Below are 24,255 nucleotides of genomic sequence, written 5' to 3' on the forward strand. Positions count from 1 at the left end.
AAAAGGGCAATGGGATTACCCAATGCCCTTTACGAAGTCAATAATTTGCGGCCACCAATGGTCTTGAAGCGGTAATGACATTTCCATGTTCATCATAGGCATACAGGTAAACTCTGGATTTATTTTTTGGCATTTCAATTTCTACGTACTGGAAAGCTTCTTTCTCATTGAGCACAGGGTTGTAGTTCTTCCATGTTTCATCTTCATAGACTTTCCATTCATACTTCAATTTCCCAGGATAATCATTCAAAGTAGCTGCACTTAACCATATTTTCTCTCCAGCTTTTAAATTTTGCCATTGACCAACGATATATAAATCAGGAAAAGCATTTTCAGGAATACCTTCTTTTTTCCAGGCACTGCTTAAAAAGTGGTAAGAAGGCTTTAAGTTTCCATTAAAATCTGTAATTCCAAACCAGGTTGCTGTTCCTTCAAACCTGTCCTGCCAGCTAAAGGCAAAACCACCGAGATTTTTACCTTTATTGCCCTCTATATGCGTTTCCCATTGGTGTTGATAAGATTGCCCTTTAACCTTCGATGAAAGTTCTATGAGCAGGGTATCATTTCTAAAATCTCCCAATTCTTTATTCCAATAACCTTTTGGGCCAAACTCAGTCACTACATAAGGGCTTTCCGGATAATATTTTTGAAATATTTCACTCAATTGGCTGATATTGTCTTCATAATAGGAATTCACTCCTATGGCATCTATAGAAGGCGCATAATGTTTAAAGTCGTGAATAGCAGCCAACAGTCTAACATTATCATGTTCCTCTGAAGAAAAAACAGGGCGATTTGGATCTATTTCATGAATTTCAACTGCCAGATTTTCCAAGAAGGAGATATACTTTCTTCGGACGATGGTCAAGTATGGCTCTCCATAATATTTCTTAAGTAGGCCCCATGTTTCATTGCCAATATTCCAGGCTATAATATTTTTCTGACCCTTATTTTTCCTGACATTTTTTAATACTTTTTCCTTGTAGTCCGCTAAAGTACTGTGGTCACTGAAATAATCAGTTTTTGGATCAAACCAAAAACCATACATAATTTTTAATTCATGGGCATTTGCTTCCTTGAATATATTTCTATCATAAATACTGGGCTCATACCTTCTTATGGTGTTTGCTCCCGAGGCCTTAATTTTATTAAAATCTTCTTGAACCTGTTTTCTTGAAAGGGGTTTAAACCCTTCCTCCCAGTCATGACCGTTGTTGTAACAAATTCCTTTCATATAAAAAGGTTCTCCCGAGATATCCATGACAAAACCTCCTTTATCCTCACCAATCCCTACTCTTTTCTCAGAAGCAAGTTGAACTTTTGATGAAAATCCACCATTTAAATCTATTGGATCAAAATTTTGGAGTTCCGATGCCACGCTTTCGAGATCAAAAGTCCAGTCTATATTTGAAGCTTTTGCATCAGGTCTCCAATTAGTAATCCAATTCTTATCCCTGTCACTATAAAACATCACCAATGCATTAATCTCGGCGTAATCTTCCCGAATTTGCGGAAGTGATTCATTTACCCAACCTGCTGCATTGTAACTGTAGTTTGTGGCACCAAATTCTGCCAGCATTACAGGAAGTTCCAATTGATGTTGCTTTATTTCCTTTCTGAAAGGAAGGTAAATCTCTTTAAAAGTAAGGCTTTTATGATGGATAGCTGCTGAATCATAATTCAAAGCTGTCAGACCTATCCAATCCACAAGTTCAGTAATGCTACTATCTTTGCCATAAGGAAAATAACTTGAAACAGCAGCTGGCGACCAAGGATTAAATACCCAGGTAACATTCTGAACGCCAATAGATTCAAATTTATAATGAATATATTCCCAGGCTTCCTTAAATTCTTCCGGTGTATTTTCGCCAGTTTCTGACCAGGGGTACATAGGGTTATCCATTTCATGGGCAAACCGAAGAAAAACCGGAGCATCAAGCGCCTTAATTGCATATGCCATGGAATGGATATAATCATCAAACACCCCCTCCGTAATGTGTTTAAACACCTTTTTATTTTCTTTTAATTCAGGAACTTCCTCTTGATTTTCAAATAGATTGGTCCAGGGTTCCCAAGTAATCATGGGAATATGGCCCTCCTGAATTATCGCATCCCATTGATCCACAGGCAAGGACTCATCTGACCAAGATAGGTAAGTTGAGACAATGGCCATTTTAGCACCGGTTTTTTGTTCAACTGAATGGATTAGTGCTGTATCCGAGTTATCATCAAATGAAGGGAGAAATATACCGAGGTAAAACCCTCCTCTTTCTTTGTCTAATTCAGAGGTAATTACTTTATCAAAAAGATCCAATTTAAAGTTGACTGCATTTAACAACAGAAAAAGGCTAAAAAAGGCAGGCAAAACTATAGCTACCGGAAAAGAAAAAGTACTCAGCTTAACATAGGTAAGCTCTGCTTTTCTAAGGACAAATATATTTTTAAAATCATACCAAAGGTACCTTGATTTTCTCACTATGTCAGATTGCCCCATAAAAAAGGCAAAAGAAAAAGAAAAGCCATTGACAAGGGCAAATCCAGCCATGAGGAAACTGTAGGGCTGCCAATCTTTATTCAGCCCATAAAAAGCGGCAGAAAAGGAAAGTAATGCGATAACCAGATTAGGTAAACCCAAAACAAAATCTCCCTTTGATGAGTGTTCTTTTGGAGTAGGAATATAAGGTACTTTAACATTGATTAAGGTATAAATAAATCCAGTGAGGTAAATCCACCAGGTTCCGAGCCGAAGGAAGCCACCCATCAAATGAATTCCCTTTTCTTCAGCGTCATGCAACCATTTCTGGGCATCATAGCGCTGGTAAAGGCCAACTATTAAAAAAGGTGTAAAAATAGCAAAAAACACAACCGGATTTAACTCCCATGGGTAATCACCAGAAATCAGTGAATAAATAGGTACTCCAACATCCACCAGGCCTATCAAGCCCGAAAGAAAATACAAGGGAACCAGAGAATAATGAATTTTTTGTCTTAAAGAAAATTTTGAGAACAAACCTGGGACCACATTAAATAAAAGATCAAAAGTGCCTCTACTCCATTTAAGTTGTTGCTGATAAAATGCACCGAGACTATTCGGAACTAAACCCAAAGACAAAACCTTAGGCACATAAACAGATGTCCAACCTTTGGCGTGTAAAAGCATTGAAGTATGCATATCCTCAGTTAATCCTGCCGCATGCCCTCCAATTGAGTCCAGAGCCACTCTTCTGAAGGTACAATTGGCACCTATAGCCTGTGCTGTTCCATATTCACTCATAGCCTCCATATATGGCCCATAGAATAGGTATGTCTGCTCTGCGGCTCCTTGAGCGACCAGTGAATCAGCTTGATTTTTGTAGGCCTGTACTACCTGAGCATAGCCCACCTTAGGATCATCAAACGCACCAACCACATAATCTAAAAAGTCAGGAAAAGGAACATGGTCTGGGTCAAGAATTACACATAACTCACCCTTGGCAGACTTTAGAGCATTGTTAATATTTCCGGCTTTTGCATTTTCATGGGTTTCTCTGGTAATATGGATTACACCCAATTTATTGCAAAGTGCCTTAAGCTTAGGGTCATTACCCTCATCACAAAGATAATTGGTATGTGGGTACCTTACCGACACCATGCCCTTAAGCGTTGCTTCAATCATCTCAAAAGGTTCACCTGGACATGCAGTAGTTAACATATCTACAGTATAGGTCTTTTTACCAGCATATTTCTCAGGCCTTCCTTTGGTTTTGAGGGTTGAAAAATGATACCACTCAAAAAAGATTTTTATTAGCTTAAAAAGTAGCGAAATACCAAGCAGTACATACAACACCGGATGGCCTACACCCACATATTTAAAAAATCCAAATATAAAAATGACAAAAGTGCTTAAAAACAAAAAATTCAACACCTTTCTTTTTAAAACTGCTGCTTTCATAAGAATTATTATTTAATGCAAATAACACTAAATTATATTTAAAAAGCAATTTATTATATTTGAATATTTTTTACTTACATTTACAGCACAAATTAAGATAAGGCATATCTTTTTTACCTTTCAAATATTTTAATTAAGCTCAACAGAAATCATGATTAGAATAATACAATCGAATCTTACTTATTTTTATATTATTTGTATTTTACCAATGCTTATTAGTTGTAAATATGATAATGATTTAACTATTTCTCCTGCAGTAGAAGTAAGGTACACGGAAGGAAAAGCACAACTTTACCGAAACGGGAACCCCTATTTTATAAAAGGGGCTAGTGGCATTGATAATCTTGAAAAAGTTTCAGCTTATGGGGGCAATTCTATTCGAACCTGGAGCGTACACAATGCGGGTGAAATTTTGGACAAAGCGGAAGCATTAGGTTTAACGGTTACCCTAGGACTGGAAATTGGTCGGCCTTATTGGGGTGAAGATTTTAAATATTGGAATATTCTTGAAGTCAATAAAAAAATAGAAGAATTAAAGCCTTTTATAGAAAAATACAAAAATCATCCTGCGCTCCTGATGTGGGGGGTGGGCAATGAAGTCAGTTTAAAAGGGGGGTCAAGGTATTTGATATATTATACCATCAACAGAATTGCCAAGATGATCAAAAAAACAGATCCCAATCATCCCGTCATGACAGCTATAAATGTCAAAACGATAGGACGAGGAAAATACCTGATGCCAGATGTCGATATATTAGGATATAATGGATTCGGATTGATCAAGCACTTCTTTGAAGACAATAAAAATTATAAAAACAAAGGATGGGGAAGAGCATACATTTTCTCAGAATGGGGAGTACCTGGTCACTGGGAAGTAAAAGACACAGCATGGGGTGCACCCTATGAGCTGAGCACCAAGCAAAAAATTAACTTTCTACAACAATATTGGGAATTAATGAATCAGGATACCACTTCTTTTTTAGGGAGTTATGCCTTCTACTGGGGGAATAAGTTTGAAATTACTGATACTTGGTTTAGCCAGTTTTCTACCGAAGGGGAGAACTCAGAGACTGTACAATACATACAAAGTCTCTGGAAAGGTGAAGCATTTCATAGCAATCTACCTGAAATTTTTAACATTAGTTTTAACGACCGACCCGGACAAAGCAATCAATACCTGGCTGCAGATTCCTTGTATTTTGCCTTTCCTATAACAGATTTTGATGATTTATCAGCCCTGAAATTTAAGTGGGAAATAAGACCTGAAGAGGCCAAGTTTTATGAACTTGATGATTACCAACACAACATGAGCTACCTAATGGAAGCCGATAGTGCATCTACGCTGAAATTTAGGACCCCAAAAAACGAAGGCCCATACAGAATTTATGTGTATATATCAGATGACAGTGGCAATTACACTTCTCATAACCTTCCTTTTTATGTAGTTAATCAATAGCATAATGAACTCCGGAATATCCATGTCTCTGAAATTTTTATTGGGTAATTACGGAAAGGATGGTATAGCTATCCTTTCCGTAATTTAACTCACTCCGACCTCAATTTTAGAATTATTCCTTCTAAGAAACGATTTAACCCAGATTATGTAATAGAATTTCTCCGCCCTGACAATGTAAGGGGTGAAGCCTGTCCCGTGGTTACGGGAAGTGTTGCAATCGCAAGAAAATCAGGCTGTTTGGAGATTTTAGCATAGCACCGCTATGGTGAAATTGAAAACAGCAACGAAGTGGCTGATTTTAAAGCGATTTAAGCACGTAATAGAATGTCTATTGCATATTTCGGGTTTAACTGATGGTATAGGGATTACTAGCAAAATTAATCCTGATAAATCTAAATCCAATTATCATATTCCAACAGGACAAATGTTAGAAATCTAGGCCTATTACAGTAGGCTTAAAGGTTCATATAGTCTAATGTCAGCTGTGACAATGCCCTGACGCCTAATACAAAGCCACTTTCATCCAGATAAAAATCTGGTGTATGATGGGAAGGGGCTGTTTCAGGATCTCCATCTACAGGCATTCCACCCAAGAAGAAAAACAAACCTGGTTTCTCTAACTGAAAAAAGCTAAAATCTTCGGCTCCTGTAACAGGATCATGCACCCACAAATTGTCCTTACCTGCAACTCTTTCTAAAGTTGGTTGCATTTTGGCAGTCAGATCTACATCATTGAAAGTAACCGGGTACATTTTTTTAATGGACACCTCTGCTTCAGCTCCGGCACTTTTTGCAATATGCTCTCCTATTTCTCTAATTCTCCGATGGATAAGCTCTTGTTGAGGCTGGCTATAAGTACGGATGGTACCGATCATGTCTACTTGTTCGGGAATGATATTGTGTCTAACTCCACCATGTATTGCTCCTATGGTAACAATGGCTGGAATTTCTATAATTTTCACGTTTCTACTCACTACTGTTTGCAATCCCATCACGATCTGTGAAGCAGTAACAATAGGATCTATGGAAGACCATGGATAAGCACCGTGAGCTTGCTTTCCTTTGACGGTAATTTCTAGCTCATCTACTGCAGCCATAGCCGGTCCCGGTTTGTATTTGATAACCCCTGCTGGTGTTTGAGAATTGATATGCAATCCGAAAATCACATCAACATCTGTCATCACACCCTCTTCTACCATTTGTTTGGCACCCCAGGTATCAATGGTTTTGTCCTCCAAACCCTCTTCTGAAGGTTGAAAAATAAATTTCACTGTGCCCTTAAGGTCTTTTTGCATTTCTGCCAAAACTTCAGCCACTCCCATCAGTATGGCCATATGAGAATCGTGCCCACAGGCATGCATGACTCCACTCTCCTGACCATTATAAGTGGTCATTATCTTGGATTTAAAAGGAACAGCAGTTCGTTCGGTAACAGGCAATCCATCCATATCTGCTCGTAAAGCTACTGTAGGTCCTGGCTTCCCTCCTTTTAAGATTCCTACCACACCTGTAACAGCCACTCCCTCGGTGACCTCCATACCCAATGCTCTCAGGTGGGTAGCTACTATTCCGGCTGTTCTGGTTTCCTCATTTCCTAGTTCAGGATGCTCATGAAAATCTCTACGCCATTCAATCACCTTCCCTTCTACCTTGCTGGCATTCTCGTTAACCCTTTTTTCTAATTTGCTCTGGGCAAGAGCTTGCCCTGCTAGGCAGAGACAGGCAAAACTTGCCAAACTAAACGTAAACCTAAATAATCTCCTCATACCCAAATTTATAAATAATCAAGCAGTAGATTGCCATGGCTTGCCTTTTTTTGATTAAAAAAATAAGGACAAGTTTATCTTTTATATTAAATTTGAGCATGTTTCAAATATTACCCAATAGATGGATTTCTTTTTCACTTATTTGCCTGAGTCTGCTATTGATTTCATGTAATTCAAATGAAAAGGAGGAGCAAATTCTGTCCGAAGGTGAAATCCGCCAAAAAAACTACATAAGAAAAATCCCGGGAAAGGATGAACATGTTCCCGACAGTGTACTCTCTAAGGGTGAGGTACTTATCGCCTACGCCGGCTGCTACGACTGTCATAGAATAGATAAAAAATCCAAAGGACCAGCCTTTAAAGATATTGCCAAGCGCTATCCCATACAACCTGCCTATAGGGATTTACTGGCAAGGAAAATCATTTCCGGGGGTTTTGGTTCTTGGGGAAACCCCGTGATGGCCCCTCATCCTGATATTAGTTTTGAAGATGCGCAAACCATGGTTTATTATATTCTATCTCTGGAATTCCAGCATTAATTCTTAATGGATTTTTTTTGTTTTATACTATTATATCACCTTTTGCCACACAGTAGTTTCCATTTGCTTCTATTTTTTCTAAATTAATAGGGTTAAACAAAAGAGCTATGAAAACCATAGAAGTTAGGCTACCGCAAGAATTTGACAAATCGTTTATAGTCTTTAAGGAAAAAGGACCTTATTTCCCTTGTCCCTGGCACTATCATCCGGAATACGAATTGGTATTGGTTTTAAAGAGTACCGGCAAAAGAATGGTTGGTGATCATATTGGCTATTTTGAACCTGGGGATTTGGTTTGTATGGGACCATACCTTCCACATGTTTGGCTCAACGATCCTGTTTACACAAAGGGAGAGGCTGATCATGACGCAGAGGCCATAGTTATTCAGTTTCAAGCAGATTTTCTAGGCGCTGATTTTCTACAGATACCAGAGATGGAAAACATTAAAAGTATACTAGGCCTTGCTAGCAGAGGCATGGCGTTTACAGGGAAAACAAAGGAAAAAATCACTGCTTTGATGACGGAGATGGTTCATATGAATGGAATCCAACGGCTTTCAAGTCTTCTTTCCATTTTTGATATCCTTTCAAGAAACAAAGAATATCAATTGCTAGCCAGCCCTGGCTATATAGACAGTGAACCTGAAGGGTCTGATAGGCTGACTAAAATTAAAAACCATATTCTAACTAATTTTGATCAGGAAATCACCCTGTCTGAAATCGCCTCTATGGCCAATATGGGTGTCACTACTTTTTGTAATTTCTTCAAAGAGCAATATAGGATCACTTTCATAGAGTACCTAAATACAGTCAGAATAGGACACGCCTGTAAACTTTTGTCTAATGAAGACATGAATATTGTAGAGGTAGCTTTTGCCTGTGGGTTTAACAATCTGGCGAATTTTAACCGGCAATTTAAAAAACTTAAAAAAATGACCCCATCCGATTTTAGAAAAACGGTCAATATTCAGGAAGTAGCTTAGTAAAAAAAGTCCAACTTGCTAATTAAGTTTCCTTATAGGGGCTTTAATAGCAAATTGGACTGGTTGGTAATGGTTAATTTATTTTAAGAATTGTTCCTGCAATGTGTCGGTTCTTATTGTCGATATTAAAGTAATAAGTTACCAATACTTTATCCTCTCCCATATTCACAGCCCATGGATAGCCTATATCTGTGCTTCCTCCATCTTCTCTGATAATAATCTCCTCTGCCGTGGCAAAATCGGTACATTCAGGATTTAAAATCCTTGCTCTGATACCATAAGGCTTGTGGCGGTATCCATAAACCAAAAACACCCTATCATCAGGTAATCTCAATGCCTGAAGTGGATGTCCCTGAAATCCCATTGATTCCCATTTCTCAAAGGTTTTACCTCCGTCTTTTGATCGTGCAATAACTGCTTGATCATCAAATTTAGCTGTACGAATAAAAGCAATGATATCACCTTTAGGAGTTTCATAAGCAGAAGCTTCATTAAAGATTACCTCATCATCTACAGCAACAGTACTTAGGTGTTCCCAAGTATTTCCTTTGTCATCGGAAACCAAAAGGTAATTAGAGGTTTTTCCTCTTTTCTCAGTATCACTTGCTGCAACAACCCAAAATATCCTTCCACTTTTCCCTTCATACAAGGCTCCTCTGTTATAGGCTGGCACTTTATTCCCCATTGGGGTATAGTTTACCTCAGGCTCAATAGATGGTGGGTAAATAGGCCCCTTCCAAGTATCTCCTCCATCAAGAGATTTAACCAAGTAACCACCTAGAAACACCGTACCTTTACTATTGGCAAAATGTGGTTTCCTTATGTTTTCCAAACCATCATCCTCCAAAAATGCCCAACCATAGCTGGCACAAAGTAGGGTACCATCTTTTAATTGCAATAGGCATGGATCCTGCGACCCCCCAAATGCATGAGAATAAATCAATTCCGGTTCTTTGGTCCAATTGACCCCATCCTTTGAAGTCACTCCTACCAAATAGCTATTTGGGTCTACATGACTATTTCCCTTCTCTTTAAAGTTTACTATTCTGTCAGGAGCCCTTCTGAAAGCTACAAGGTATTCTCCATTACTTTTCTTAACTACGGAAGGGAAGGTAGCATAATAGGTTTGGTCCTGATAAATAATAAAATCCTTTACTTTAGTTGCAGGCGCTGCTACTTTAGTACTATCTGCTGGATCGAAAGCTTCCACAGACAAGCTGTTTAGAATTAAAACAGCAATTATTAATAAGTGTTTTTTCATGTGTATAATTAATTAGTTGTGATGTTTAACCCGGATTATGTAATAGAATTTCTCCGCCCTGACAATGGTCAGGAGTGAAGCCTGTCCCGTGTTTACGGGAAGTGTTGCAATCGCAAGAAAATCAGGCTGTTTGGAGATTTTAGCATAGCACCGCTATGGTGAAATTGAAAACAGTAACGAAGTTGCTGATTTTAAATCGATTTCAGCACGTAATAGATTGTCTATTGCATATTTCGGGTTTAACCAATATCCCTTATTGGTTTAGTTCTTTAAGCGGTATCTTGGTTAAGTAAATGCTGGTCTTTTCTTCATGACTGGAATAATAAACAAACCAAAGCTTCTTTTTATAAATGACCATCCCCGGATAACTTGTATCCCCAGCACTTGGCAAGTCCATTGTTTTATTAATATTGCCTTCAAGATCAGTCATATGAATAACCGTTTTAGCACCCGTTTTTCGGTAATCCCTGCTCCCCATGACAAGGGTATTTTTATCCAAAAAAAGAAAATTGGGTCCACCCAGTTGCTTGGTTAATTTCTTGGTAGTCCAATCTTTATAAGGAGCGTCACTTTTAGCGAGTACACCCATCTTATCTCCTGCCTCTCTTCTTACCAAAACATACATCTTTCCCTCTTTATCGAACCTTATAGTGGATTCATTGGGATTGCCATCAATCGGTAATTGTGAAACATGTTTGAAGTTAATCCCATCGGTGGTTTTTAACAAGTGCACTTCCCATCCTCCCACTTTATTCTGGTATACTATCCCATAGCCCACATCTTTGTGCCATGTCAGGCTCCATATCCAATCGAGGGAAGGTTCCATATCCATGGTGGCTTTTTGTAGGGAAGAAAAATTCTCTCCTTTGGTATCAGAAAATGAAACCATGGGATACAAAATTTTATACCCACCCTCATATACACCGACGGCAGTCAGCACCATGATACGGCCTTCCGGTGTAATTGACAATCGAGCCTCTCTAACGTCCCGGTCATCTTCTTCTAACAAGGTAACGCTTTGCCAATCTTCACCATTTTTTGACTTTAAGATCCTGATGGACCCACTTTTATCTGGCATATGGTTATTCCCCTCTCTAAGGGCAATATAAAACGATCCTTTAAACCTGATCATATCAGGAAAGGCGTTGTGGGGCGCCTTGTCCCATATTTTTTCTACTTCTAAAGAATCTTTCAACGATTCGTTAGAAAATCCAGGGGTCAACTGGAGGAAAATAACTATTAAAAGTAAAAAGCTAGCTTTCATAATGGATAGTAGGTTTATTTTATTTAATCTAATTCCTTGAAAAATTCAGGAACATATTTATTTAATTTTCTTCGTTTATTTATTATTCTTTCTGGATCAATACCTGAATATGGCCACCTTAATCGAGTTCCAGTCATTGACCAATCCCCAATACTAGCTAAAAATTTATCTATGGCCACATCACAATAACCTTCTTCCAATATCAACGGCAATATTTCTCTCTCAAAAAACAACGAAAGCTGCTTTTCAATGAGCTGAGCTCGTTCAGGTTCTTCATGCATCATTCGGTACCACTTTATTACAGCCTTAGGATGCATACAGGCTATATTAGAGTAAGTCCCTTTCGCTCCTTGAGTGATGCCTGTAACCATGAAATGGCCTGGGATAAAATAAGAAAAGTGCTTGGGTAAGTTATTCATTTTTGAATACCATTCTTTATCCCCTCCCGCTGTTTTGCATCCGACTACAGGTAACCCTTCCATTAAAATATTTGCATAGTCCTCTGGAAGAAGCTTTTTTTTGGCATGTGGTGGATTATAAATCACTAGTCCTATAGGGGCTGCAGCACTTGCTGTCTTTTCCAGGAATTTAAGCGTCTCCTTATTATTGGTTTTTATCCAATCCGGTAGAATAACCTGAAGGGCACAAGGAGAAAATGACTTCACCCTGTTTACCCTCTCAAGAGAAAGGAGCGGATTGAGATGTCCACAACCCAATTGAAAAGGGACACCAGCATTTTCTGCTTCCTGTGCTACTAATTCACTTAATTTATCAAATTCTGCTTCTGTTTGGTTATAAAATTCTCCTGCAGACCCATTGGTATAAATTCCATTTAAGCCGGCATCAAGGGTGAATTTCAATGCATGTTCTAAAACCTCCCAATCGATGGACTGGTCTTTTAAAATGGGGAGCAATACAGTACCCCAAACCCCATGTATTTCTTCTGCCGAAAAGGACTTCATAGCTGATCAGGTTTTTTCCAAATTATTGTACCCATATGGTACCTTTGATGCGATTCAGTACCGTCAGCATAAAAGGCTGTCAAAATGCTCCCATCTTCTAACTGCACACTTGATGGATAGCCGCAATCCCTGCTATTAAGGTCATCTACCAATATATATTCCTCAGACCATGTATTACCTTTATCCTTGCTAAACTTAGCAGCCACACCAAATTGACCATCTTTCCTATTTCCATAAGTGAGCAATAGGTCTCCGTTTGCTAAGGCTGTTATATGACCAGGATGCTGCTGTTCATCTGTCAATTGACGCTTCAATACCCAGGTTTTTCCATCGTCTTCACTCACAAACAAATCCATAGCAGCTCCTGCTTTCCATCTTCTAGCAGCTGCTATCCAGTTTTTGGGACCCGTCTGAAAAAATGCTGTTTCATTGTGTCCCCCAGAGAATAATGTACTCCCTTTTCCTTCACTTAAATGAGACACCCAAATCCAGGATTTTCCCTGATCATCACTCCTAAAATAGGATACTTTATTGATGCTTTTATCTAGTGATTGCGCATAGGCAAGTACCCTTAGGCTTCCATCAGCCGCTTCTAAAACATCCCCAAAAGGAATAAATTGAGTCATTCCGTTTTCTGCAATTGGAAAACCATTTTTATAAATTTTCCATGTTTCTCCACCATCCGCTGATAACGACACCCAGGCACGGAGCACGCCTACAAGCTCTTTGCTGCCTTCAGCAGATCCTGAATCTTTTAATTCCCACCCAGAAGCCACTACTACCAAATCACCTACCTGGTTTTTACCAGCGGCTACATTCATGCGGTTGGTACTTACCTCATTTTTTGCAGCCACACCTGTTTTATTCCAAAATCTCCCTCCGTCCAATGTAGACCAGACCTCCACACTGCCTTCTCTCCTGGCATGACTGGGCTGGTTAAAGATACTTGCATGAATACTCCCGTCCCCAAGCTTTGTAAGGTTAGGCCATGCGCACACATTATCAATGGCAATGTAGCGATGAAGTATCTCCACCTTAAGACTTTTACTTTTGACCGTTTTAACTGAGGATTTCTGAGGGAAGAAACTCAGCCAAAAGGCCGGCATAAGGAAAATAAAGGAACTCGCCCACAAGGTTTTCATAATAACTAACGGTTAATTGTTTAGGTAATCCAAGTAATCCCATTTAAATCCCTCTACCTTTCGGTAACTATGATCGGGGTAAAGGTTGTTTATTGAATCCATTTCAAAGGTGTAATTTCTTAGTTTATCTGCTGATAAAAACGGATCATTTGTATCCCTTCTCCAAGCTGAAAGTGCTTCCTTCATGTATACTAAAACTGTCTCTAATTCTGGTTTATCAGCTAAATTCTCAAATTCCCAGGGATCTTCCTGTAGATCATATAACTCCCATTCAGGAGGCTTTCTCCACCTTTCATATGCCTGACGAATCCTTTCGTCAGAAGCTGCAATTTCTTCAATCGTAGCACCGGACCCAAAATCAGGATCAGCATAGGCAGAAAAAGCAGGAAATTCCCCTCTGCCAACATCGATGTTTTGAATAAGTTTGTATCGCTCCCCCCTTATACTCCTTCTAGGGTAATAAAATACAGGTGAGGCACCTTCTCCATCTGCTCCCAGATATGTCCTCCAACTTGTCACATCCCCATCCTTTGTAAATAAATCCATTAAGGACCTACCTGGAAAATTAAAATCACCTGAAATCCCAGCAAGATCTAAAACAGTCGGTAAGATATCAATTACGGAGATCAACTCATCCTTGCTTGAACCAGTTTCCTTTATCTCTTCAGGATAGGAAATAATAAAGGGGATTTTCAAACCGCCTTCATAATTGGTAAGTTTCCCCCTGCTAAATTGGGCCCCATGATCGCTTAGGTAAATGATACAGGTATTGGACATATCACCTAGACTATCCAACAACATTCCGATAGATTCATCCAATCGATTCATGCAATTATAGTAGGCTTCTGTTTGATCCAGCAGGCGTTCATTATTAACGCCTACGAAAGGAAGTGTTTCTTTAATATTATTTCGGTCTACTTTAAGCGTAGGTAAGCCTTCCACTTCATTCTGAAATGGCAGGTGTGCATCCGGCAAATTTACCATCAAGAAATAAGGGTTCTCTGATTGGTTGACAAATTTCTTTGCTTGTATGGCATAATCCTTCAAGTTTTCTTTTTGGAAATTGGAACCGGGTAATGCGGAAAAATCAAAGTCGAATCTATCTGCAGGATTAACGTGAACCTTACCTAGGATTCCAGTTCTATAGCCTGATTCTTTAAGGTAATTTGGCAAAACTTTTATCCCGGAATAAAGTGCGTAATAGTGGGTCGCCCATCCGAGTTGACCGTTTTGATGCGGGTATAATCCTGTGAAAATACTGCTTCTCGATGGACTACAAACTGCGTAAGTGGTATAAGCATTGAGAAACTTAACCCCATTTTTAGAAAGCTTGTCCAGATTTGGAGTGTGTATGAGCTTATTCCCATAACATCCCAAATCTGAACTATTGTCCTCAGAAACAATCAACAAAATATTTGGCGAGGCTCTTTGTGGTTCTTTGGAATTACATCCAAAATTTATTCCACTAGAAAACACCGTTAATATCAGCGCAATTTTAAATTGTTTAAAAATCATTTGTCTCCAAGTATTCAAGCTTTCAAACCTTTATTCATAACCTGGGTTTTGAGTTACTTTATTCTCCAAACTCAAAACACTAGTAGAGATCGGCCATAGGATTTTTTGTTCAGGATTGGCTTGTTCACTTAATGTAGGAAGCATTTCGATGGCTTTATCGAATCGCACTAAATCCCACCATCTTTTACCTTCAAAAGCCAATTCTCTTAACCTTTCTTCAAGGATTATCTCATTGTTTTCTTCTACAGTACCTGATGTAAAGGCATAATTATCGAACTGGTCTTCATATGCCCTCATTCTCACCTGATTAATTTCCATTGACGGATCCTCACCCAGCGCATTTTTGGCTTCTGCAATCATCAATAAAACATCAGCATACCGGTATAAAATAATGTCATCAATAAAATTTCTACTACCCCCTATTACGGTACCACTTCCCTTTGTTACTATTGTTGTGTAATAAGTCAAGGCTTCATTCTCCCCGATAGTGTATATTTCATAAAAGGAGGCATCCTTCCTTTGATCATCATTGGTGAACAAGGATTTAACATATGTTGTAGGAACTGTAATATTATTGCTCCCTCCACCTATTGCTCCTATTGTTTCCCTTGCTTCTGAAGAAATATTGGCAGGGATAGCACTTCCAATGAGATACATGGCGTTGAAATAATTATTACCTGCAGATTCGAGTTCGGCAAATCTTACAGCCATAATAACTTCTTTATTGCCTTTATTGTCATAATCAAAAACATCCGCAAAATTATCCAATAAGTCTACATCTGTGTTTTGGATATCCTTTAACGCGTCCAATGCAGTTTGGAGATCAGCGTTGCCACCTCCCATTTGTTTTGCCGTCCAAAGGTAAACCTCTCCTTTAAGTGCACTAGTGGCTGGCTTGGACCAGAACATCTTGTTTTCTGCGTAACTATTGTCAGGAAACAACTGTAAAGCTTTATCAATATCGGCTTTTATGAATTGAAAAATCTCACTTTGTGCGGTTCTTTCAATTTGCGTCAACTCAGGATTTTCACTTTCCGTTGGATCCATACGCAAGGGTAAATCCCCCCAGGTTCTCGTCATTACAAAATAGGTAAATGCTCTCATTGTGTATGCTTCCGCCAAGATGGTGTTTTTCCTTTCCTCAGATGCAAAGTCAATTCCCGGCACATACTTGAGAATTAAGTTGGCACTATTTACCAGCGTATACAAACTCTGCCAACTTGGCCCTGCATTGTCAGGTTGCAAGCGGTTGGTGTAATACTTGGCCCATCCGCCATCGCCCACGGTCCCAAGGGCTACAACATCGGCTCTTGCTTCTCCAAGATAATACAAGGTAGAGGTAGAAATACTTCTGAGGTTGACATACATACCAATCAAGGCACCTTCTGCATCCCCTTCTGTCTTCCAGAAAGACTCCGTGGTAATCACACTCGTAGGTGAAACATCCAGCAGATCGGAGCAGGAGCCGAATAGAAATAGGCTTATAATTAAAGCTATATTTAAGTTTTTCATGATTCCTTTATTTTAAATTAAAAGGTAATATTTAGACCAAAAATAAAGTTTCTCGGAATTGGGTAACGTCCATAATCCTGCCCGCCAAATTCGGGGTTTAGTCCCTGGTATTTGGTGAAATAATACAGGTTATTACCCGTCAGGCTAAGCCTTACATTCTCCAAATTAACAGGCGTTAATACGCTTTTTGGCAAGTTATAGCTTAAGCTTAGTTCTCTTATGGCCAGGTAATCACCAGGTTCATAGTACCCCTGACCTGTGCGGTTTGGATGAACGTTGATTTGGGCTCTGGTACTCTCCCAATCGTATCGCGGCAATTCGGCCACATCGCCTTGTTCCTGCCAGCCATTGTCAACTAAATTTTGAGTAAGGTTCATGTTCAACTTCCATTGACCTTCCATAAATGCACGGGCATAATTGTAAATAGTATGTCCAACTGTATAATCCATACGAAGGGAAAGCATCAAATTTTTGTAAGAGAAAGTATTGGTAAGCCCGCCAGTTAAGGTTGGAAATTCGGTACCAACATATTTTTTATCCTTTTCGTCTATTACCCCATTGTTATCTAAATCATTCCAGATAAAGTCTCCTCCAAAAGAGACATCTGGATATCTTTTGTAGGTATCACTTGGCGCATTTTCTGCCTCCTGATCGGTAGCATAAACACCCAATTCTTCATGAGAATAATATTCACCCAGACTTCCGCCTTCCTGAAGACCTCCCTTCCAGGCATAATCACCTAGACCTGCATCCCAAACGTAATAGCCTCCTACACGATTTCTTTCCGCTCCATTTTCAGGGAGTTTTAATATTTTGTTTTGTAGGGTGGCAAAATTGACTGCTAGGTTCCATTGGAAATCTGAAGCTGAAGGCAAAACATTGTAATTCACTTCCAATTCTACTCCTTTATTCTCTAAGCTACCTAAATTGGTAAGCGTACTACCAAAACCAGTAGATGGTGGCAAAGCCAAATTCGTAATTAGGTTATCCGTAACCCTTCTATACACGTCTAGAACAAGCCCTAAGCGGTCAAACAGGGTAAGATCTGCTCCAAAATTCAAAGTTTTGGACCGTTCCCACTTCAACTCAGGATTGGGTATCAAGGTGTTTTGAATGGCTGCGTAACCCCCATACCTTGCTCCTACTCCATAGGCTCCTTGAGCGGAAAAATCACCAAGGTTTCCAATATTACCATTGATACCGTAACTGGTACGAATTTTTAGTTTACTAAAAACATCCTGCGGCAATGCTTCCCAGAAATCTTCATTGTGCATATTCCAACCCAAAGCTACTCCTGGGAAGAATCCCCATTTATAATTTGCTCCTAAATTAGATGCGCCATCGTACCTTGCATTTATAGAAACTAAATACTTATAGTTAAAATCGTAATTTACCCTACCGAAATAACCATGAATCACCTGATCCGATATGGAGCTACTTACGCTAGTCGGCTCTGCAGAGGCATTTAAAGTAGGAATAAGGTCTGTAGAAGCTCCTTGGCCCGAAGCGCTAAGAGAGGAAATATTTCTTCCAAAATAGGCATAACCTGCAGTTGCGTTCACATTGTGTGCTTCACCTAAAGTTTTGGCATAGTGAAAAACCGCATCCACCTGAGTTTGTCTCCATTTAGAAATCGAAGCACTCGCAGATCTGTTGTCCACCAGATTATTGGGGCCATTCAAAACAGCAGGTTGAAAACTGTACGAATCATTTGTTCTATTATAAATTGACAGTTGTGGGTCAAAGCTTAACTCTGGCGTTATTTGCCACCTGGAACCAAGGGAAAAAGTCAGGTTTTCCGACCTGTTTTCTGCCACCCTGTTCCTCAATACATATTCAGGATTTCCTTCACTCAATGCCTGGCCTGGTGCCAAAGTACCATCCTCAAATCGGTATTTGGTTGTTGGAGGTAAAGTGATTGCCCTGGCAAAAATATTGGTGATACTATTTACCTGATTGTCTTTTGAGTTGGCATAGTTGACAATTCCATAAAAGCTAAATTTATCACTAACTTTAAAATCTCCATTGACATTCATGGTATAGCGTTTATATCCAGTGGTGATGGCTATCCCCTCATTGTCCAAATAACCAAGACTAGCAGTCACTTTTGCTTTTTCTGTTCCACCAGAAAGCGATACATGGTGATTTTGAATTGCAGCAGTTCTAAACAATACATCCTGCCAATCTGTGTCCTTAAAGATTAAGGTTTTGGATGGGTCTAGAGGATCAGGCATGCTTTCCCAGCCCTCATTAAGCTTGTATTCGTTTTCAGAAGTCAAATACTGTGTGGTATAAGCCGTGTTATTAGTCAGGTCATTACCTGTTCCGAAGCCTATAGGGTTGGTATTTCTGAATGATGCATCAGGAAAAATATCCTGAACGATCATTGCTTTCCTGGCGAAATTCAAATAATCACGTGCAGAAGCTAGATCATATAAGCTTCCTGGCTGGGACAAGGAATAACTACCAGAATAAGTGGCTGAAATAAAACCGGCTTTGGCTGATTTAGTAGTAATTACCACTACCCCATTTGATCCTCTGGCTCCATAAATAGAGGTGGATGCAGCGTCCTTTAACACTTGAAAGGTCTCAATATCACCTGGAGCAATATTATTAATGTCTGGCCTGATTACTCCATCTACTACATACAAAGGGGCTGCTCCATTAGGGTTATTAATAGAAGTCCCTCCCCTTACAATTACTCTAGGTGCTGCTCCCGGTTGCCCTGAAGTAGTTTGCACCCTTACTCCTGCCAATGTTCCCTGCATGGCTGATGCGGCGTTAGAATAGGGAATGTTTTCTAAAACTCGCTCATCCATTTTGGATACTGAGGTTGTTAATAATTCACGGGATTGTTCTCCAAAACCAATGACCACCACTTCGTCCATATCCGACAAGGCAGATTTGAGTTGTACGTTGATGGTACTGTTATTTCCTATACCCATCTCCTGAGAGGTATAACCAATAAATGAAAACACGAGTATGTTTTGGTCTTGAGGAACGGCTATTCTATAACTTCCATCAATATCAGAAACAGTACCTATAGAGGTGCCTTTAACCAAAATATTCACACCTGGCAAAGATTCTCCCGATGCATCCGTGATGGTTCCGGTAACTTCTCTTGCGCTTTGTGAATAACCCTCCGATCCAGCCATGATCATAAATAGGATCATCAGCCCAAATAGACGTAATTCTTGTATAATTTTTTTCATATAATAATGATTTAAATATTGTACAAACATGCACATACCAAAGATATTATATGAAATAATCGTTTACTTATACTTTCTTTTACATTATTAATACAATATTACAAAGTCAACACCTTGATCCAGAATTAGTTTTACATAGAGGAATAAGGCTTTTTTAGTTAACAATATTCTTATCAAATCATCACCAAATATTAAATTTGACTTTTAAAATCAGCATAAACACCCTCAACAACAACGAAATAACTAAAAGGAAATCAACACATTAAAAAATAAACCAAAAGTATTAGAGCATTATTTGATCAAAAAAATGCTCTATTATTTATTTGTTCTTTTTCCTTTTTGAGTTAAAAACCATAGAGGTTAACGACCTATTATCCCAATCGGGAATAGTATAATCAACTCAATGGTTTTCTATCAATTGAATTTTTTTTCTATAGAAAAGGATAATTATTACTCCATAGGAATTTAATCCTGACCCTAATAAGTGGACATGTAAACTAAGTCGCCTATTTTTTACAATACAATTTTACTTGACTATTAGCTAAATGGGCTTGCTTTACCGATGCCAGTTTACTTGCCAAACTTATAGGAAAAAACATCAGCATCTTTCAAGTACACCCTCATTTTAACAGGCTTACCTGCTAACTTGGAGAGGTCGTTGGATTTATTCCAATAAACTGTTCTAGAGATTTCGTTACCTATGATGGGCTGGCATTCTTCCATAGAATAACCTGGTATTTTATTGCCTTCCTGATCAAGCAACTCAACCAAAATTTCGCCAGCGGCTGAAGTAGAATAATTCAACTCCAAAGCATTCCCGTCGAAGATAAAAGACTTTGTAGTCATTTCACCTCCGCCATAACCTGCCGACAATGACGCAAAACCATCCAATCTCATGGAATACCTTCTCAAATGAGCGGTTGGCTGGGCATAATCCTGGTTTACATAAATGGACATTTCAGTATCTCCGGTTTGCACAATATTCAATGCAGGATAATTAGATCTAGATACCCAATTTTGCAATCCAATTCCCGGCTTGATAAAAGATTCCATAAATTGCCTATCGTATGCTCCTCCCCCTCTTGAAGACATCAAAACTGCATCAGAACAATCATTGTAATATTTAGGATTCACGCCTAACTTTTTAGCTTCTTCATCGTTGACCACTTTCCTATTGGGCATAAATCTCGCCCCGATAGCCAAATAAATTTGTGGTGCACGGTAATAAGGGCTGGTTTGCTGGGTATAAAGGTGTTCGTATTCTGTGTTTCCAAAACTCATTTGCACTGGCTCGGACCAATTGACAAAATCCTTAGAGGTCGTTCTTCCAACAGAGCGAAATCCGCTGTAACCATCTCCCGTCCAAGTACGGAAATAACAAACATATAACTCTTCACTTGTCGACCAAAAAACCACATTTTGCGAGTCAAAAACCCCCTTAGTAAATACTGGCTGCTCTTGTAATTTCTCCCATACTTTCCCATCATTGGACACATAAGCTACCAACCCACTGTTTTTAGTCCCTCCAAGTGCTTTGAATTTTTGAGACGCTATTGCTTGAGGGTTACTGTCTAGAAAAGGACTGAAATTATGGGTTACCGGTGCCGCATTGGCCAATATTACATTGTTCTTTTTGGTGCCTTTGACGGTATACTGCTTTAGGTCTGGCTTGGTCCAATTAATGCCATCTTTTGATTCTGCATAGCAGGTCACCTCTCCGTCGTTACCATCGCTTCCAGCTTCAGGTACACCTCTATAATAAGCCCTGTAAGTATCTCCATCCTTGATAACAGTGAAATAAGCAGAAAAAGCACCTTCCCATGGTTTTTCAAATTTAATCACGGGCCCCTTATCTACAGGTTCATGCAATTTAAGTTTGGCATTCTCCAGGTTTTCTATTAAATACTCATCCACAAAAAGTTCTCTATTGCTCCCAATATTGGGGATCTGAGCAAAGGCGATCCCCTGGAGTAAAAGCATTAGAATGAGTAATGTTTGTTTTTTGAATCCCTGCATTTTAATAAAATCTAAATGAATAAATGTCCGCATCTTTTAAGTATATTTTCATCCGGACAGGTTTCCCTATAAGCTTGGACACATCTGTATTTTTGTTCCAATAAACGGTTCTTTCCAATTCATTTCCAATAATTGGCTGGCATTCTTCTTTGGAAAAACCCGGGATTTTATTCCCTTTTTCATCCAACAGTTCTATGAAAATCTCCCCTGCTGCTGAGGTTGAATAATTCAATTCCAAAGCACTACCATCAAACACAAAAGGCTTGGTCAGCATTTCACCTCCCGCATAACCTGCGGATAAAGAAGCAAAACCATCCAATCTCATGGAATACCTTCTCAAATGAGCGGTAGTTTGTGCATAATCATGGTTCACATAAATGGACATTTCCGTATCCCCGGTTTGTACTATATTCAACGCCGGATAATTGGTTCGTGAAACCCAATTATTTAAACCAATACCAGGCCTGATAAAGGACTCCATAAAATACCTATTGTAATTATTACCTCCTCGGGATGACATTAAAAAAGCATCTGAACATGCTTTGTAGTAATTGGGGTCAATACCCATAATCGCGGCCTGTTCATCAGACACAACCTGTTTGTTTGGCATAAACCTACCCCCAATGGCAAGGTAGACTTGCGGAGCCCTAAAATAAGGGCTGGTTTGCTGAGTATAAAGATGTTCCAATGGAGTGGGACCATACTTCATCTCAACTCCTTGGTCCCAGGAATTGAAGTCAGTGGAGGAAGCCCTGCTGACTGACCTAAACCCAGAGTCCACTGTTCTAAAGTAGACCAAATACTTGTTTTCACTACTAGACCAAAAACTTACATTCTGCGAATCCAGATTACCTTCTTTTAATACTGGCTCTTCCTGCATTTTAACCCAGTGTATACCATCTGCTGATGTAAGCGCATACAAGCCCGTCACTTTCTTACCTGCTAAGGCTTTGTACCTTTCACTCTTTTTTGCATTTGGATTGGTATCCAAAAATGGACTGAAATTATGCGTCAATTGGTTGTCTACTAAAATTACATTGTTGTCTTTCGACCCATTAATTTCATGAATACCAAGATTTGGTTTGTACCAGTTTATTCCGTCTTTGGATTCTGCATAACAAGTCAACTCTCTATCGTTTCCTTCCTTTACATCAGGCAATCCACGGTAATAAGCCCTATAAGTACCACCATCTTTTATAATGGTTGTGTACAATGAAAATTTCCCTTCCCAAAGCTTGTCTAAATTGAATGCGATACCCTCATCAACTGGTCGGTGCATTTCTAATTCCGCCCTTTCCAATTGATCAACCAAAAAATCATCTACAAATAGCTGTCTTTGACTAGCAATGGTTTCAACCTGTGCTTTCGCCTTAAACTCAGGCACCATAAAAATTAGGAAAAGCAAGCCAATTAATGCTTGGAGTCGAATACATCTGCACATTTTACGATTGTTTAAATATTGCATATTTATGTAGATACTAAAGATATTATACGAAATAAACGCTTTCTTATACTTTTCTTTCCTTTACCAATACAATATTACAAATTTTTCACTTTAACCCAGAATACCACAAAGTCTGACTTTAGAATGGTATTCCCTTGTTCTATCTTGAGGAGCTAAAGCCACTAGAAATATTTTATTTGAAGACAGTTAGGAAGACTAAGCTGTTGATTTGGTTTCATCATGTAATAGCAGATTTATTGCACTATTTGGGTTTACCAATCATTAAGCCGCCAATTAAAATTAGCTATCCCACCTTGTGTTTTTATAAGCATCTAGCCCAAAATGAAACTTTACATCAAAAAACCTTGTGCATTGTTTTAAAAAAATTCCCAATCATTACTTCTGTAAAAAATCATTAATTATCAGCATGAGTGTACCATTAAAAATAAACCACAATGTACCCTTCGTACTATAAGTAAGTACGATAATGAAAATAAATGCATAGACCTAAATACCCTAAAAAAGTGAATACAATACCAAATTTGTACAAATCAATTCAAAATTAAAAAATAGACTTAAAACCTGTCATTCCATTTCTCTGCGAAGGATAAACTTCGCTTTGACCAACTGATTTTTTACGGTATTTTTTGAAATCATCAAAAGGTCTGCAATTTCATTATAAGATTTTTTTTCAAAATAATTCATTTCAAGAATCTGCCTTCTTTTGGGTGAGAGATTTCTAATAATGCGCTCCATTTTGGTTAATTGTTCCTCCTTTACCTGTGCACAATCATCTTCTGACTGATGAATTCTTTCCCAAAACTGTTCCTTCAAAGTCTTGTTTTTATTCAATGCCTTCAAGTAGTCAAAAATCTCATTTTTTACTGAAGTAAAAACATAAGAATTGAAGTTCAATTCAGGCTTTATGTTCTTCCTTCTTTTAAGGATTTTCATGAACACTTCATGATAAATATTCTCCGCTTCCTGTTCGTCCTTAATAATGGAAACACTAAAGCGAATTACAGGTATTCTGTAATATTGGTAAATTTTTTCAAAGGCTTTCTGGTCGCCATTTCGAAAACCATCCATTACTTTTTTGTCAGGTTGTTCCATATTCCAAGTATTTATCGTTTTGGTAAAGTAATTGGAGACCAAATAGCGTATTCCTACACTACTTGGCCTTCTAATTATTTATGAATATCAAGGAATAAATTGGTAAATTCTGCGCAAATCACGTATTTAAATCTTCATT

Annotated in this window: 15 protein-coding genes; 3 read left to right on the forward strand and 12 right to left on the reverse strand. The window is 38.7% G+C overall.

Annotated features, from left to right (window positions below; genetic code table 11):
* Nucleotides 1–37: 37 nt before the first annotated feature.
* Nucleotides 38–3,931: a glycosyltransferase family 2 protein gene (locus tag CA2015_RS00705; RefSeq protein ID WP_048640147.1), complete on the reverse strand. Its 3,894-nt coding sequence runs from the start codon at nucleotides 3,929–3,931 to the stop codon at nucleotides 38–40.
* A 208-nt stretch (nucleotides 3,932–4,139) separates the two neighbouring features.
* Here CA2015_RS00705 and CA2015_RS00710 point away from each other — a divergent pair, with 208 nt between their 5' ends.
* Nucleotides 4,140–5,387: a glycoside hydrolase family 2 TIM barrel-domain containing protein gene (locus tag CA2015_RS00710; protein WP_048640148.1), complete on the forward strand. Its 1,248-nt coding sequence runs from the start codon at nucleotides 4,140–4,142 to the stop codon at nucleotides 5,385–5,387.
* A 455-nt stretch (nucleotides 5,388–5,842) separates the two neighbouring features.
* Here CA2015_RS00710 and CA2015_RS00715 read toward each other — a convergent pair whose 3' ends face one another.
* The gene (locus CA2015_RS00715) at nucleotides 5,843–7,153 is read right to left on the reverse strand and encodes an amidohydrolase (RefSeq protein ID WP_048640149.1); all 1,311 of its coding nucleotides are present in this window, start codon (nucleotides 7,151–7,153) and stop codon (nucleotides 5,843–5,845) included.
* Nucleotides 7,154–7,251: 98 nt separating this feature from the next.
* Here CA2015_RS00715 and CA2015_RS00720 point away from each other — a divergent pair, with 98 nt between their 5' ends.
* Together CA2015_RS00720 and CA2015_RS00725 are read left to right on the forward strand one after the other, a co-directional pair.
* A complete protein-coding gene (locus CA2015_RS00720) occupies nucleotides 7,252–7,692 on the forward strand; it encodes a c-type cytochrome (protein ID WP_084011577.1) in 441 nt (146 codons plus the stop codon).
* A gap of 107 nt (nucleotides 7,693–7,799) precedes the next feature.
* Entirely contained in the window at nucleotides 7,800–8,675 is an 876-nt protein-coding gene (locus CA2015_RS00725; protein ID WP_048640150.1) for an AraC family transcriptional regulator, read from the forward strand.
* A 73-nt stretch (nucleotides 8,676–8,748) separates the two neighbouring features.
* Here the strand turns inward: CA2015_RS00725 and CA2015_RS00730 are convergent, their stop codons facing one another.
* From CA2015_RS00730 to CA2015_RS00775, 10 genes are all read right to left on the reverse strand, one after another.
* Entirely contained in the window at nucleotides 8,749–9,936 is a 1,188-nt protein-coding gene (locus CA2015_RS00730) for a sialidase family protein (RefSeq protein ID WP_048640151.1), read from the reverse strand.
* Between the two features lie 253 nt (nucleotides 9,937–10,189).
* Nucleotides 10,190–11,200, reverse strand: a complete 1,011-nt coding sequence (locus tag CA2015_RS00735) for a hypothetical protein (protein WP_048640152.1) — start codon at nucleotides 11,198–11,200, stop codon at nucleotides 10,190–10,192.
* Between the two features lie 23 nt (nucleotides 11,201–11,223).
* Complete coding sequence (locus tag CA2015_RS00740; protein WP_048640153.1) at nucleotides 11,224–12,162, reverse strand: dihydrodipicolinate synthase family protein; 939 nt, start codon at nucleotides 12,160–12,162, stop codon at nucleotides 11,224–11,226.
* On the reverse strand, nucleotides 12,159–13,304 hold the full coding sequence (locus CA2015_RS00745; protein ID WP_048640154.1) for a sialidase family protein: 1,146 nt from the start codon (nucleotides 13,302–13,304) through the stop codon (nucleotides 12,159–12,161). The genes CA2015_RS00740 and CA2015_RS00745 overlap by 4 nt, the downstream gene beginning before the upstream one ends.
* 12 nt (nucleotides 13,305–13,316) lie before the next feature.
* A complete protein-coding gene (locus tag CA2015_RS00750; protein WP_048640155.1) occupies nucleotides 13,317–14,819 on the reverse strand; it encodes a sulfatase family protein in 1,503 nt (500 codons plus the stop codon).
* Nucleotides 14,820–14,849: 30 nt separating this feature from the next.
* Entirely contained in the window at nucleotides 14,850–16,331 is a 1,482-nt protein-coding gene (locus CA2015_RS00755) for a RagB/SusD family nutrient uptake outer membrane protein (RefSeq protein ID WP_048640156.1), read from the reverse strand.
* 17 nt (nucleotides 16,332–16,348) lie between these two features.
* Complete coding sequence (locus tag CA2015_RS00760; RefSeq protein WP_048640157.1) at nucleotides 16,349–19,543, reverse strand: SusC/RagA family TonB-linked outer membrane protein; 3,195 nt, start codon at nucleotides 19,541–19,543, stop codon at nucleotides 16,349–16,351.
* 570 nt (nucleotides 19,544–20,113) lie between these two features.
* Nucleotides 20,114–21,559, reverse strand: a complete 1,446-nt coding sequence (locus tag CA2015_RS00765; RefSeq protein WP_084011579.1) for a glycoside hydrolase family protein — start codon at nucleotides 21,557–21,559, stop codon at nucleotides 20,114–20,116.
* A 1-nt stretch (nucleotide 21,560) separates the two neighbouring features.
* Nucleotides 21,561–23,000 carry a hypothetical protein gene (locus CA2015_RS00770; protein WP_084011581.1) on the reverse strand — a complete coding sequence of 480 codons (1,440 nt, stop codon included), beginning with the start codon at nucleotides 22,998–23,000 and terminating at the stop codon, nucleotides 21,561–21,563.
* Nucleotides 23,001–23,588: 588 nt separating this feature from the next.
* Complete coding sequence (locus CA2015_RS00775; RefSeq protein WP_048640159.1) at nucleotides 23,589–24,116, reverse strand: RNA polymerase sigma factor; 528 nt, start codon at nucleotides 24,114–24,116, stop codon at nucleotides 23,589–23,591.
* Nucleotides 24,117–24,255 lie beyond the last annotated feature (139 nt).

Source organism: Cyclobacterium amurskyense, assembly GCF_001050135.1.
Lineage (GTDB): Bacteria > Bacteroidota > Bacteroidia > Cytophagales > Cyclobacteriaceae > Cyclobacterium > Cyclobacterium amurskyense.